Source organism: Oerskovia sp. NPDC057915 (assembly GCF_042887685.1).
In the GTDB taxonomy this organism is placed as follows: Bacteria; Actinomycetota; Actinomycetes; order Actinomycetales; family Cellulomonadaceae; genus Oerskovia.
The window spans coordinates 229750-242424 of the sequence record NZ_JBHVOS010000002.1 but is presented as its reverse complement, the minus strand read 5'-3'; the positions used below and the strand labels follow the sequence as shown (position 1 = coordinate 242424).

Sequence of the window (12675 nt, the reverse complement as noted above, 5' to 3'; positions counted from 1 at the left end):
TAATGCCATTAGCCAAGAGCGCGCAAGGGGGGCGGAGTGCGAGTTCTCGTCACCGTCGGCGGGTGGGTACGTCACCCTCGGCGGGCCGGGGCGTCGCCCTCGGCGGGTGGGCGCGTCACCCTCGGTGGGCCGCCTCGAAGTGGCCCGTCCCGTCCCGCCGCTCCTCGGCCCGCACCACGTGCACCACGGCGTTGATGAGCGCCAGGTGCGTGAACGCCTGCGGGAAGTTCCCCAGGTGCCGCCCCGAGTGCGGGTCGATCTCCTCGGCGTACAGGTTGAGCTCGCTCGCGAACGACAGCAGACGCTCGCACAGCGCCCTCGCCCGGTCGAGCTCCCCGACCTCGACCAGTGCGGACACGAGCCAGAACGAGCAGATCGTGAACGTCCCCTCCTCGCCGGACAGCCCGTCGTCGGTCTCGTCGGTCCGGTAGCGCAGCACGAGGCCGTTGACCGTGAGCTCGTGCGCGATCGCGTCGACCGTCGCGACGACGCGCGGGTCGTCGGCGGGCAGGAACCGCAGGAGCGGTACGAGCAGGAGCGAGGCGTCGAGCGCGTCGGAGCCGTAGCGCTGCACGAAGACCCCTCGGGAGTCGACACCGTGCTCGAGCACGTCGGCGTGGATCTCGTCGGCGATCTTCTGCCACTGCTCGGCGTAGTCCTGCTCGTCGTACATGCGGGCCAGGCGGGCGCCGCGGTCGAGCGCGACCCAGCACATGACCTTGGACGACGTGAAGTGCTGGGGTTCGCCGCGGACCTCCCACAGGCCCCGGTCCGGCTCGTGCCAGTGCCGTGCGGCCTCCTCGACCTGTGCCTTGAGGACGGGCCACAGGGACTCGGGGAGCTGTTCGCGGGACCGGGCGTGCAGGTACACCGAGTCGAGGACGGCGCCCCACATGTCGTGCTGCTTCTGGTCGTAGGCGGCGTTGCCGATGCGCACGGGCCTGGCGCCCTCGTGGCCCGAGAGGTGGTCGAGCGTGCTCTCCTCGAGCCGGTCCTCGCCGCCGACGCCGTACATGATCTGCAGCTCGCGGTCGTCGCGGCACACGTCGTGCACGAACGCGAAGAAGTCGTTCGCCTCGCGGTCGAGGCCCAGCGTGTAGAGCCCCCAGAGGGCGAACGTCGAGTCGCGCACCCACGCGTACCGGTAGTCCCAGTTGCGTTCGCCGTGCGGCGTCTCGGGCAGCGAGGTGGTCGCGGCCGCGAGCAGCGCGCCCGTCGGGGCGTAGGTCAGGCCCTTGAGGGTGAGGGCGCTGCGCTGGAGGTAGGAGCGCCACGGGTGGTCGGGGAAGACGCCCTGGGTGATCCAGTCGCGCCAGTACTGCTCGGTGCGTCCCATGGCGTCGGCGGCGTCGGGCCACGTGGCGGGCGCGGGCCGGTCCGACCACGACAGGGCGACGTACGCCTTGTCGCCCGCGGCCATGCGTGTGCGGCCCTGCGCGCGGCGGTCCTCGACGCCGAGCCGGAGGCTGCTGCTCAGGCGCAGGTCGGGCGTCGAGGCGTGCGCGACGCGCGTCACGAGGCTCTGGTAGGTCTGCCCGTCGTACTCCCACCGGGCGGCCTCGCGCCCGTAGTCGGGCAGCGGTTCGCACACGACCTCGACGTCGACCGTCCCGTTGACGCACAGGATCGTGCGCAGCAGCATGTGCTCGGCGTCGTAGTCGGTGGGTGTGCGCCGGTGCGTCTGGGAGCGTTCGTCGACGTTGTGCCACGGCCCCATGAGCATCGCGTCGCGCACCACGAGCCAGCCCGTGGGGGTCTGCCACGTGGTCTCGAGGACGAGCGTCCCGGGGATGTAGCGCCGCGCCACGGGCACGCGCGCGCCGTACGGCCCGACCCGGAACGAGCCCGCACCGCGGTCGAGGACCGCCGCGAAGATGCTGGGGGAGTCGGGCCGCGGCACGCACATCCACTCGATCGCGCCGCTCGGCGCGACGAGCGCGTTGCACTCGCAGTCCGACAGGAACGCGTACTCCGCGATCCCGGGGAACGGCGAGCGGCGCCCGGCGGGCACCTGTGCGCCGCCCGCGTGCGTCACCGGCGCGTCGAGGTCGGGGGAGACGTCGACGGGCCGGGCGGTGTCGCCCTCGTCCTCGTCCTCGAAGGGGTTCATCCGTCCAGCGTGCGCCTGCTCGCCCGGGTTGTCAGGCGGGAAGCTGCCCGACGGCGGAGCGCACCGGCGCTCGCGGGTGACCTCCGCCGTCGGGCAGGGGGCGGGCCGAGCGGGTGCCGCCCGCTTAGGCTTGTCCCCGAACCCCGCAACTCCATCCGAGAGGTAGCACCATGAGCACGCAGCTCCCCACCGCGTCCGGCTCGTTCGGCGACAAGCCGGTCCTGACGTTCCCCGAGGGCGGCGCTCCCGCCGGCCTCCAGGTCCAGGTCCTCGAGGAGGGCAGCGGCCCGGTCGTGACGGCCGGCCGCACGATCGTCGTGCACTACCTGGGTCAGGTCTGGGACGGCGGCATCTTCGACACGTCGTACGACCGCGGCGAGACCATCAGCTTCCCCATCGGGACCGGTGCGGTCATCGGCGGCTGGGACAAGGGCCTCGTGGGGCAGAACGTCGGCTCGCGCGTCCTGCTCTCGATCCCGCCGGAGCACGGCTACGGCATGCGCGGCGTCCCGCAGGCGGGCATCGGCGGCACGGACACGCTGGTCTTCGTGGTGGACGTCGTCGGGGTCCAGTGACCTCGCCCCCTCGCGTCTGACGGGCCGGGGCCCCGGGTTCTCAGCGGGCGACGCTGCGCGTCACCGTGAACCGGGGGTCCCGGCCCTCCTGCGTCGTGGGCCCGACCGCCCGCTCGAGGGCGGGCCGGTAGCGCAGGTGCGAGTTGTACACGGTCCACAGCTCACCGCCGGGCCGCAGCACGCGGCCCGCGGTCGCGAACATGCGGTGCGCCGCGTCGGTGCTCAGGGCGGCGCCCTGGTGGAACGGCGGGTTGCACAGCACGACGTCGGCGCTGCGGTCCGCGAGCGAGGACCCGACGTCGTCGCGCACCACGCGCACCCGCCCGCCCACGCCGTTCGCGACCGCCGTGGCGCGGGCCGAGCGGACCGCCGCCTCCGACTGGTCGGTCGCGACGACCACGGCGTCCGGACGCGCCCGCGCGAACGACACGGCGAGGATTCCCGTGCCGCAGCCCAGGTCCACGGCGTCGCGCGCACCCGGCGAGACCCGGTCGAGGAACCCCAGCAGGAAGCGCGTCCCGAGGTCGAGGCTCGCGCCCGCGAACGCCGCTCCGTGGGCGACCACGTCGAGGTCGAGCTCGGCCAGGTGCTCCGTGGCCGGGTAGGTGAGCTCGGTGCCCGGCCGGGGACCACGGGCCACGAGCACACGGGACTTCTGCCGTGCGAGGCTCGCCCGCACGTCGGTGAAGGACTCCGCCAGGACGTCGTTCATGGCCGTCGTCATGTGCTTGATCCGGCCCCCCGCGAGCAGGACCACGTCGGGGGCCGCGAAGCGCGCGACGTGCTCCGCGACGTCGCGCAGCGCCGCGAGCGAGCGCGGGAGCTGGAGCAGGACGACCCGCGCGCCGCGCAGCAGGTCCTCGCCCAGGGGCAGGTGCGTGAACGTGGCGTCCAGCCCCGGGAAGGCGCGTCGCGCGGCCTCCCGGGCGTTCTGGTCGAGGGCCGCCTCGCCCGTGACGGCGTCCTGGTGCACGCGGAGGCCCGTCAGGCCGTGCGCCACCGCCGCGCCCAGCGTCAGCGCCCCGAACCGGTCGTCGATCACGACGACCTCGCCCGGCCCGGCCGACGCGAGGGCGCTCGCGGCTTCGTCGAGCAGCAGGCGGTCGGTCGCGTCGACCGCGACGAGCGTCGGGTCGGGGTCTCGCGTGGCGCTGCCGGCGCGGAGCTCGGGGCCGGAGGGTGCGTCGGGCGAGAAGCGCTCCAGCCCGGCGAGAAGGCGGTCCCGGGCGGCGAGCGCCGACGGGTCGGGGTGAGCGGCGTCGTCGGGCAGGGGGACGTCGCTGGAGGAGGGGGGCACGGGACAAGTCTGCCTTGCTGGGGAGCCCCGGGGATGCGCCCTGTCACCGCGGGCACCCTGTCACTGCGGGTGCCCGGTCACCGCAGGTGGCGGGCCGCCGCCTCGCGGACCGCAGCGGCCACCCGGTCGAGCGTGGGCGAGTGCAGGCGCCACTGCTGCCAGTACTGCGGCACGGTGACGCTCGCGGCGTCGTCGAACCCGACGAGCCGCCCGGCGGCCTCGGCGTCGTGGCTCTGGAGGTCGGGCAGCATGCCCCAGCCCATGCCGAGCTCGACCGCGCGCAGGAACTCGTGCGAGGCCGGGACGTGGTGGCGGGGGCCGCCCGGGCGGAGTGCCAGGTACCGGTCCTGGAGGTCGTCCTTGCGGTCGAAGACGAGCACGGGCGCGACGGCGAGGGACGCCGTGGTGGGACCGTCGGGGAACCACCGCTCGACGAACGCCGGGCTCGCCATGGGGCGGTAGCGCATGCGGCCCAGCGGCGTCGAGCGGCAGCCGGGCACGGCCGTCGGGACCGACGTGACCGCCGCGACGGCCGTCCCGTCGCGCAGCAGGTCGATCGAGTGGTCCTGGTCCTCGCGCAGGATCTCCAGCCGCGCCCACGACGACGCCCCGGCGAGCACGGGCAGCGCCCACGTCGTCAGCGCGTCGCCCGTGATGACGAGCGTGAGCTCGGGGGCGCTGCCCGAGGTCAGGTCGAGCTCGGCGAGGACCTCTGCGTGCTGGAGCGCGAGGTGGCGCGCGTGCCGGACGAGCACCTCGCCCGGGGCGGTGAGCGTCGCCGGGCGGCCGCGCCGGACGAGCACCTGACCGACGGCGGTCTCGAGCGCGCGCATGCGCTGGCTGACCGCCGACGGGGTCACGCCGAGGAGCTGCGCGGCGGCGTCGAACGTGCCCGTGGTGGCGATCGCGTCGAGCGCGCGGAGCTGGTCGGGCTGAAGATCCACCATGAGCAGATCTTATGGTTCGACAGAATCATTCGCTGTACTGAACCACCGGACGTACCTACCGTGGAGGACGTGCTCTCCTTCGCCCCCCTCCTCGCCGGTCTCGGCACCGGACTGTCCCTCATCGTCGCGATCGGCTCCCAGAACGCGTTCGTGCTGCGCCAGGGGCTGCGCCGTGAGCACGTCCTGCCCGTGGTCCTGGTCTGCGCGCTCTCGGACCTGGTGCTCATCGCCGCCGGGGTCGCGGGGCTGGGCGTGCTGGTCGCGCGCGCCCCCGTGCTGCTCGCGGTCGTCACCTGGGGCGGCGCCGCGTTCCTCCTGGTCCTGGCGGTGCAGGCGGCCCGTCGCGCGCTGCGCCCCGCGACCCTCGAAGCGGCCGAGGGGGCCCTCAGGGTGTCGGTGGGCGCCGCCGTCGGGACGGCCCTCGCCCTGACCTGGCTCAACCCGCACGTCTACCTCGACACGGTCCTGCTCCTCGGCTCGGTCGCGGCCGGGTACGGCCACGACGGGCGCTGGGTCTTCGGCGTCGGGGCCGGGGTCGCGAGCATCGTGTGGTTCACGGCGCTCGGCTTCGGGGCGCGCGTGCTCGCGCCGGTCTTCGCACGCCCCGTCGCGTGGCGCGTGCTCGACGGCGGGATCGCGCTCGTCATGGCCGTGCTCGCGGTGACCCTCGTGCTCAGGTGACCGTTCGCCGGTGCCGGGCATGCGGGCGACGTCGAGATGCGGGCGACGTCGGACGACGACCGCATGGTCGTGGGATGCGGACCGGGACGCCGACCGCATGGTCGCCGCGCCCGGTGAGCGCCGGCGTCTGGCACGCTGGGCCCGTGGACGAACAGACCGACGCGACCCCCGCCCGCGTGACCGTGACCTACTGCACGCAGTGCAACTGGATGCTGCGCGCCGCCTGGCTCGCGCAGGAGCTCCTCACGACCTTCGGCACGAGGCTGACCGAGGTCGCCCTGGTGCCCGGCACGGGCGGCATCTTCCAGGTGCACGTGGGCGACGAGCTCGTGTGGGACCGCAAGGAGAAGAAGGGCTTCCCGGAGGTCCCCGTCCTCAAGCGGATCGTGCGCGACCGCGTCGCCCCTGGCCTCTCCCTCGGCCACACCGACCGTGTCGGTGGCGCCTCCTAGCATCGGCGCCATGCTCGCCGACGACGCCTACGCGTTCCTCACCCGCGCCCGCGCCCGGACCTACGCCGCAGGGGAGGGGAGGACGACGGCCATCCTCGCGGGATCCGTGCAGTACGAGTTCGCCGAGGGGCCCTGGCTCTACCGCGACGTGTACTACATCGGCAACGGGATCTTCCCCGGCATCGAGGTCGTCCACCACGACGGCGTGCCCGTGTGGTCGGTGTCCTACTCGGGCGACTTCTCGTCGATGAGCGAGGGGCAGGCGGACCTCATGCTCCAGCCCGCGCTCGTCGAGCACGCGGCCACGACGCGCACGCACGAGTCCGTCGACGCCGACTACGGGGCGTTCCGGTACACGTGCCGGGGTGAGGGGGACCGGGACGCGTTCCTGGGCCGGGAGGAGATCACCGCGGGCGGCGAGGTCGTCTACTGGCTCCAGTACGCGGGCGGTTTCATCGGCTGACCTGGGCGGGCGCCGGGCTGCGCCGGGTGCCGGGTCGGGCGGGGTGCCGGGTCGGGCGGGGTGCCGGGTCGGGCGGGGTGCCGGGCCGGGCGGGGTGCCGGGCCGGATGCCGCGCTCTCCGGCGCGGTGGGCGGTCCAGGCCGGGTGCGGCCCGGCGGTGCGTGGCGCCCCACCGGGCGCCACGCGGCGTCACTCGCCCGCGGGCGCCTTCTGCTCGGCCTCGCGGTTGGCGCGGGCGACCTTCTTGGCCTTCTTGAGGTCGCGCGCCTTGATGCGCTCCTCCTCCGCACGGACCTCGGCCTGGATCTCGCGCTCGCGCACGAGCCACGCGGGCGGGTCCTCACGGAGCTCGTTGATCTGCTCGGTGGTCAGTGCGTCCTCGACGCCGCCGCGGGCGAGGCCGGCGATCGAGACGTTCAGGCGCCCGGCGACGACGGGGCGCGGGTGGGGGCCGTTGCGGCGCAGGTCGACGAGCCACTCGGGCGGGTTGGTCTCGAGCTCCTCGAGCCGGCCGCGCGTGATGGTCCCCTCCTGGAACTCCGGGGGAGTGGCGGGAAGGTACACCCCGAGCTTCTTCGCCGCGGTCGCGGGCTTCATGGTCTGGGAGGAGTGCGGGGTGCTCATGGTCCCAGGGTATCGGTCCCGGCCCCGTTTCCTTGTCCTGGGGCGGCTAGGGTTGTGGGGTGGAAGAGACTGCGCGCAGCGCCGAGCACGACGCCGACCGACCGGCCGATGACGTCACCGACGCGCAGACCCCCGGGTTCCGCCTCGCGTACGTCCCCGGGGTGACGCCCTCGAAGTGGGTGCGGACGTGGATCGACCGGGTCCCGGACGTGCGCCTGGAGGCGCTCGCCGTCCCGGCTTCGCAGGTGGAGGCCCTCCTGCACGACGGCGGAGCGGACGTCGCGATCCTGCGTCGCCCCGTGCGCAGCGAGGGCCTGAGCCACATCGCGATGTACACGGAGGTGCCGGTCGTCGTGGTGCCGCGCGACCACGTGTTCGCGGCCCTCGAGAGTGACGAAGCGCTCACCGCGGCGGACCTCGCGGACGAGGTCGTGCTGCACCCGCTCGACGACGTGCTGGGCTGGGCGGACCCCGCTGCGGATCTTGTCGCGGGCGCTGATGCCGACGACGAGGCGTCCCCTGTCCTGCCCGGCAGGCCGGCGCTCGAGCGCCCCGCGACGACGGCCGACGCGATCGAGCTCGTCGCGGCGGGGATCGGGCTGCTGGTCGTGCCGCAGTCCCTCGCGCGCCTGCACCACCGCAAGGACCTGACCTACCGGCCGCTCGACGGGGGACCGGAGGCGCCTGTCGCGCTCGGCTGGGTGACCGAGGAGAAGTCGGACCTGGTCGAGGAGTTCATCGGGATCGTCCGCGGCCGCACGGCCAACAGCTCACGCGGTGTGGCGGGCCCCACCCCGCCCACGCCCGAGGCGGGCAAGAAGGGGGACGGGCGTTCGCCGTCGGGCGCCAAGAGCGGCGGGAAGTCCGGGCAGGCCACCAAGGGGGCCAGGACCGCGAGCGCGGCGCGCAGCGGCGCGAAGCAGGCGCCCAAGGGCGGCAAGAAGTCGGGCAAGTCCGTGGCGAAGCGGCTCGGGAAGTCGCAGTCGATGAAGGGCCGCAAGAAGGGGCGCTGACACACCTTCACTCTTGACTTATATAAGGCGCGGGTGAATCATCGACGGATGGAAGCGTTCGACGTCCTCGGCGACCCCGTCCGGCGACGGATCCTCGAGCTGCTGTCCGGGGGCGAGACGTCCGCCGGAGACCTCGCAGCCGTGATCCGCGACGAGTTCGGGATCAGCCAGCCCGCCGTCTCCCAGCACCTCAAGGTGCTGCGCGAGAACGGGTTCGCGACCGTCCAGGCGGCCGGCACCCGCAGGCTCTACGCCCTGGACCCCGGCGCGCTCGACGAGGTCGACGACTGGCTCGACGGCCTCCGCCGGTTCTGGGACCAGCGCCTCGACGCGCTCGGCACCGAGCTCGCACGCGGACGCCGCGCCCGCCGTCGGGCCGTCACGACGCCGGACGCTTCCCGCACCGCCCCGGCCGCAGACCCGCGGCCGGTCCCCGCGAAGGAGGCCACGAGATGACGTTCGACCTGAGCACCGAGATCGACAAGGCCCGCCGCAGCGTCGGCGAGCGCGACGACGCACGCGTCGTGCTGCTGAGCCGCACCTACGACGCCCCCGTCGACGACGTCTGGGAGGCGTGCACCGACGCCGAGCGCATCGCCCGCTGGTTCCTTCCTGTGACCGGCGAGCTGCGCCTGGGCGGGCGCTACCAGCTCCAGGGCAACGCGGGCGGCGAGGTGCGCGAGTGCGAGCCACCGCGCCGGTTCCTCGTGACCTGGGGCATGAGCGAGGAGGACCGGAGCACGGTCGAGCTCCGCCTCACGCCCGCCGACGGCGGGGCCACCGAGCTGACGCTCGAGCACGTCGCGGTCGTGCCGCCCGAGTTCTGGGACCAGTTCGGCCCCGGGGCCGTCGGTGTCGGCTGGGACCTCGCGCTCGTCGGGCTCGCCGCGCACGTCGCGGGCGTCGACCTGGGCGACCCGGCCACGCTCGAGACCAGCCCCGAGATGCGTGCGCTCCAGACCGCCAGCGCCCAGCTCTGGCGCGGCGCCCACGAGGCGTCGGGCGCGGACCCCGCGGTGGCCGAGGCCTCCGCCGCCGCGACCACCGCGTTCTACGTCCCGCCGCTCGACGGTGACGCGACGCCCTGACCGCTGGCGGGCGACCCGCGCTGAGGGGCGCGCGGGGTCGCCCCTGCACCGGGGCGAGCGGACTGCCGACCGCGCGCTGCGCGCGCCTCAGCGCCCACCCGTGACGAACACGTCGAACAGCTCGGGGTGGTGCGCGTGCACCAGGACCGCGAACACGATCGCGTCGAACAGCAGGTGCACGCACACCACGTACGTGAGCGACTTGGTGCGCGCGAAGATCCAGCCCTGGACCAGCGCGAACGGGATCGTCAGGAGCGGCCCCCAGCTCCGGTAGCCGAGCTCCCACAGGAACGACACGAACACCGTCGCCTGCAGGAGGTTCGCGGGCCACAGCGCGAAGTGGCGGCGCAGCAGCGCGAACACGACGCACACGAAGAACAGCTCGTCCCAGATCCCGACGGCGTTGACGCCCACGAAGAGGCGCGCGATCTCCTGCGGCGTCTCGATCGCGGGCCAGTTCTGGTACGACCCCGACCCGATGAAGTACGCGGGCAGGATCAGGTAGCCCGCGACGAGCACGACCAGCAGGTACACGATCTGGGTGCGGTTCCACCGCCTGCCCGTGCGGACCGGGAACCGGATCGCGTCGTCGCGGTAGACGTAGCGCGAGACGGCCCACGGGACCAGCACGGCGAGCGAGAGCACGACGGCGAAGCGAGCGATCCCGGCATCGCTCAGGTCCGCCGCGAGCGGGATGGTGCTGATGATGCCCATGCCGAGCGCGATCAGGAGCAGGTCACGCCCGAGGCGGCGGTCGACCAGGAGCCCCAGCAGGACACCCGCGACGAGCGGCACGTACCCGAGCGGCCGGACGTGCACCGCGAACAGGAGCACCGCCGAACCGCAGACCAGCGCCGCGGCCAGCAGGCGCAGGGTGGTCGTGCGGGCGGGCGCGCGGGGGGCGTCGGGCGTCGCGGCGGTGCGGGCGTCGGTCACGCGCCCCACGATGTCACGGGCACGGACGTGAAGGCGGGGTGTGGGCCGCGAGGGGGACGGCGGGAGGTGTCCGCGTCCGACCGCGGTCTGATGTTCATCCGTCGTTCACCTCCGTACCATTCCGGGGTGAAGTCCCCCAGATCGCCCCTGCTCCTGGCCCTGCTCTGGCTCCTCGCGGCCGCTGTGGTCGTGCCGTCGCTGCTGCTCCTGCGCAGGCCCAGCACCGAGCTCTACCTCGCCGTGACGGCGCGGACCGCGGACCTGCCGGGGGTCGAGATGGTCGCCGAGCTCGGTGTGATCGCGCTCGCGCTGCTGTGGCTGCTCGCTGCCTGGCAGGCGCGCGGTGCCGGCCTCGTGGCCGTCGCGACGGCGGTCGTCGGAGGCGTGGGGGCCGTGGTCGCGTACGCGACGTCCGAGGTCGCCAAGACGATCGTGCAGCAGCCGCGAGGGTGCTGGGACCTCATCGAGATCGCGCACTGCCCTGCCGCGGGCGACTGGTCGTTCCCGAGCAACCACACGACCATCGCGTTCGCGCTCGCGACGTCCGTGGTGCTGACGGCACTGGCGTCGGGCCGCCCGCGGGACTCCCTCGGCACGACGACGGCGCTCCGGTTCCGGCGCGCCCGTCGCCTCCCGCCGTACCGGGTCATGGTCGTCGCGCCCGCGGTCCTCGCGGTCGTGACGGGGGCGGCGCGCCTGGTCCAGGGGGTCCACTTCCCGCACGACGTCGTCGCCGGTGCGACGGTCGGTGTGTGCGTCGTGGTGGCGCTCGTCCTGGCGCTGCGCGGGCCGGTCGCCGCGGGGCTGGCGATGCTGTGCCGCAACGAGGTCGTGGGCCGGGTGCTGCTCGCGCCGGGACTGCGGACCGAGGCGGGGGAGAGGACGCTGGTCCGACGCTGAGGGTGACGTGGCTGGTCGCCGAGGGTGACGCCTTGCCCGCTCGATGGTGACGTGGCTGGTCGCCGACGGTGACGTGAAGGGTCGCCGAGGGTGACATGGCCGGTCGCGGAGGGTGACGTACCCGAGTGCCGAGGGTGACGCCCTCGGCTGTCGATGGTGTCACCCTCGGCGGTCGGGCACGTCACCGTCGGCGGCTGCACGTCATCGTCGGCATGTGAGTAGGTCACCGTCGGCGACCGGCCACGTCACCCTCGGCGGTCGGGCACGTCGCCGTCAGCGACTCAGCGTCGCCCTGGAGCGCCCGGGAGCGATCCAGGGACGTCCTCGTCCACGAGGCAGTTTGTTCGAGTTGCTGACATTTAGGCGTGTCGCTACCTTGTGACCGCGGCGCCAGCCGTTCACATGGATTGTTCAACGATGAGCAAATGGGGGCTCGATGTTTGGCAAGAGAACTGTCTCCGGCATGCGCCGAGGCGCGGCGATCGTGGCCGCTGGTCTCGTGAGCGCGGTCGTCGCGACCGCAGCCACCGTGCCGGCGGCCGCAGTCGAGACGACGGCCGCAGCATCGCTCACGGTCGCCGCCGCGGCGCCCGCGAACCCGTGCGCCGCGACCTGGAGCGAGACCACCGCGTACCAGGGCGGGACCACGGTCTCGCACCACGGCCGCAACTTCAGCGCGAAGTGGTGGACGCAGCGCGAGAACCCCGGGGCCACGAGCGTCTGGGCGGACAAGGGAGCCTGCCAGGGGGGCACGTCCGACTTCGTGATCAGCGAGGCCGAGTTCGACGCGATCTTCCCGAAGCGCAACGCGTTCTACACCTACCAGGGCCTCGTCGACGCCCTGGCGGCGTACCCGAGGTTCGCCAACACCGGGACCGAGACGACCCGGACCCAGGAGGCGGCAGCGTTCCTGACCCACGCCGACTTCGAGTCGGTCGGCCTGCGGTACGTCAAGGAGATCAACGAGGCGAACTACTGGATCAAGTGCGACTACTCGCAGCCCTTCGGCTGCCCGGCCGGCCAGAAGGCCTACTACGGCCGTGGTCCGATCATGTTCAGCTGGAACTTCAACTACAAGGCGGCCGGTGACGCGCTCGGCATCGATCTCCTGAACAACCCGTGGCTCGTCGAGCAGGACCCGTCGATCGCCTGGCAGACGGCCCTCTGGTACTGGAACACGCAGAACGGCCCGGGTGTCATGACGTCGCACGAGGCGATGATCGGTGGCGCCGGCTTCGGTCAGACGATCAACTCGCTCAACGGGGCGCTCGAGTGCAACGGTGGCAACCCTGCCTCGGTCGCGAGCCGAGTCGCTCGCTACGAGAAGATCACGGCGCTGCTCGGCGTCGCGCCCGGCTCGGGCTTGGTCTGCTGACCCGCTGAGACGCGCAGAGCCCGAGGTTCGTCAGGCAGCCGGGAGCGGGCTGCCTGACGGACCTCGGAGTTCACCTGGCACCCGGCGTGCGACTCGTCCCGAGACCGCGGGGTCGACCTGCCGCGAAGTGAGCAGGTGCCCCTGACCCGACCGGATCAGGGGCACCTGCTCACTTCGCGGCCAGGCCGCTCGGCCAGGGGGGCCGCTCAGCCCC

Annotated in this window: 14 protein-coding genes; 9 read left to right on the top strand and 5 right to left on the bottom strand. The window is 73.4% G+C overall.

From position 1 onward, the window contains the following. Window positions 1-115: 115 nt before the first annotated feature. Complete coding sequence (locus tag ACFVQ3_RS02415) at window positions 116-2110, bottom strand: glycoside hydrolase family 15 protein (protein WP_387634595.1); 1995 nt, start codon at window positions 2108-2110, stop codon at window positions 116-118. Window positions 2111-2280: 170 nt separating this feature from the next. Between ACFVQ3_RS02415 and ACFVQ3_RS02410 the strand changes: the two genes are divergently transcribed. Beyond that, window positions 2281-2685: an FKBP-type peptidyl-prolyl cis-trans isomerase gene (locus ACFVQ3_RS02410; protein ID WP_030150127.1), complete on the top strand. Its 405-nt coding sequence runs from the start codon at window positions 2281-2283 to the stop codon at window positions 2683-2685. A gap of 40 nt (window positions 2686-2725) precedes the next feature. Here the strand turns inward: ACFVQ3_RS02410 and ACFVQ3_RS02405 are convergent, their stop codons facing one another. After that, window positions 2726-3889, bottom strand: a complete 1164-nt coding sequence (locus ACFVQ3_RS02405; RefSeq protein ID WP_387634668.1) for a class I SAM-dependent methyltransferase — start codon at window positions 3887-3889, stop codon at window positions 2726-2728. A gap of 170 nt (window positions 3890-4059) precedes the next feature. Next, window positions 4060-4929 carry a LysR family transcriptional regulator ArgP gene (locus ACFVQ3_RS02400; RefSeq protein WP_387634593.1) on the bottom strand — a complete coding sequence of 290 codons (870 nt, stop codon included), beginning with the start codon at window positions 4927-4929 and terminating at the stop codon, window positions 4060-4062. Between the two features lie 69 nt (window positions 4930-4998). Here ACFVQ3_RS02400 and ACFVQ3_RS02395 point away from each other — a divergent pair, with 69 nt between their 5' ends. From ACFVQ3_RS02395 to ACFVQ3_RS02385, 3 genes are all read left to right on the top strand, one after another. After that, complete coding sequence (locus ACFVQ3_RS02395) at window positions 4999-5610, top strand: LysE/ArgO family amino acid transporter (protein WP_387634590.1); 612 nt, start codon at window positions 4999-5001, stop codon at window positions 5608-5610. A gap of 143 nt (window positions 5611-5753) precedes the next feature. Continuing rightward, the gene (locus tag ACFVQ3_RS02390; protein WP_387634587.1) at window positions 5754-6062 is read left to right on the top strand and encodes a SelT/SelW/SelH family protein; all 309 of its coding nucleotides are present in this window, start codon (window positions 5754-5756) and stop codon (window positions 6060-6062) included. A gap of 10 nt (window positions 6063-6072) precedes the next feature. Further along, a complete protein-coding gene (locus ACFVQ3_RS02385; protein ID WP_387634585.1) occupies window positions 6073-6525 on the top strand; it encodes a DUF5680 domain-containing protein in 453 nt (150 codons plus the stop codon). 189 nt (window positions 6526-6714) lie between these two features. On the opposite strand, the gene ACFVQ3_RS02380 is transcribed toward ACFVQ3_RS02385, so the two are convergent. Beyond that, window positions 6715-7149 carry a DUF5997 family protein gene (locus tag ACFVQ3_RS02380; protein ID WP_387634583.1) on the bottom strand — a complete coding sequence of 145 codons (435 nt, stop codon included), beginning with the start codon at window positions 7147-7149 and terminating at the stop codon, window positions 6715-6717. Window positions 7150-7208: 59 nt separating this feature from the next. Here ACFVQ3_RS02380 and ACFVQ3_RS02375 point away from each other — a divergent pair, with 59 nt between their 5' ends. From ACFVQ3_RS02375 to ACFVQ3_RS02365, 3 genes are read left to right on the top strand one after another with little or no spacing between them, the layout of a single operon-like run. After that, window positions 7209-8162, top strand: coding sequence for a LysR family substrate-binding domain-containing protein (locus ACFVQ3_RS02375; RefSeq protein WP_387634580.1), 954 nt, complete (start codon window positions 7209-7211; stop codon window positions 8160-8162). A 48-nt stretch (window positions 8163-8210) separates the two neighbouring features. After that, window positions 8211-8618 carry an ArsR/SmtB family transcription factor gene (locus ACFVQ3_RS02370; protein ID WP_387634578.1) on the top strand — a complete coding sequence of 136 codons (408 nt, stop codon included), beginning with the start codon at window positions 8211-8213 and terminating at the stop codon, window positions 8616-8618. Then, window positions 8615-9250 carry an SRPBCC family protein gene (locus ACFVQ3_RS02365; protein ID WP_387634575.1) on the top strand — a complete coding sequence of 212 codons (636 nt, stop codon included), beginning with the start codon at window positions 8615-8617 and terminating at the stop codon, window positions 9248-9250. Before ACFVQ3_RS02370 ends, ACFVQ3_RS02365 begins: the two co-directional genes overlap by 4 nt. Window positions 9251-9337: 87 nt before the next feature. On the opposite strand, the gene ACFVQ3_RS02360 is transcribed toward ACFVQ3_RS02365, so the two are convergent. Then, the gene (locus ACFVQ3_RS02360) at window positions 9338-10123 is read right to left on the bottom strand and encodes a type II CAAX prenyl endopeptidase Rce1 family protein (protein WP_387634665.1); all 786 of its coding nucleotides are present in this window, start codon (window positions 10121-10123) and stop codon (window positions 9338-9340) included. Window positions 10124-10312: 189 nt separating this feature from the next. Between ACFVQ3_RS02360 and ACFVQ3_RS02355 the strand changes: the two genes are divergently transcribed. Continuing rightward, window positions 10313-11086 carry a phosphatase PAP2 family protein gene (locus ACFVQ3_RS02355; protein WP_387634572.1) on the top strand — a complete coding sequence of 258 codons (774 nt, stop codon included), beginning with the start codon at window positions 10313-10315 and terminating at the stop codon, window positions 11084-11086. Window positions 11087-11549: 463 nt separating this feature from the next. Then, a complete protein-coding gene (locus tag ACFVQ3_RS02350) occupies window positions 11550-12461 on the top strand; it encodes a glycoside hydrolase family 19 protein (RefSeq protein ID WP_387634570.1) in 912 nt (303 codons plus the stop codon). The last annotated feature ends 214 nt before the right edge of the window (window positions 12462-12675 follow it).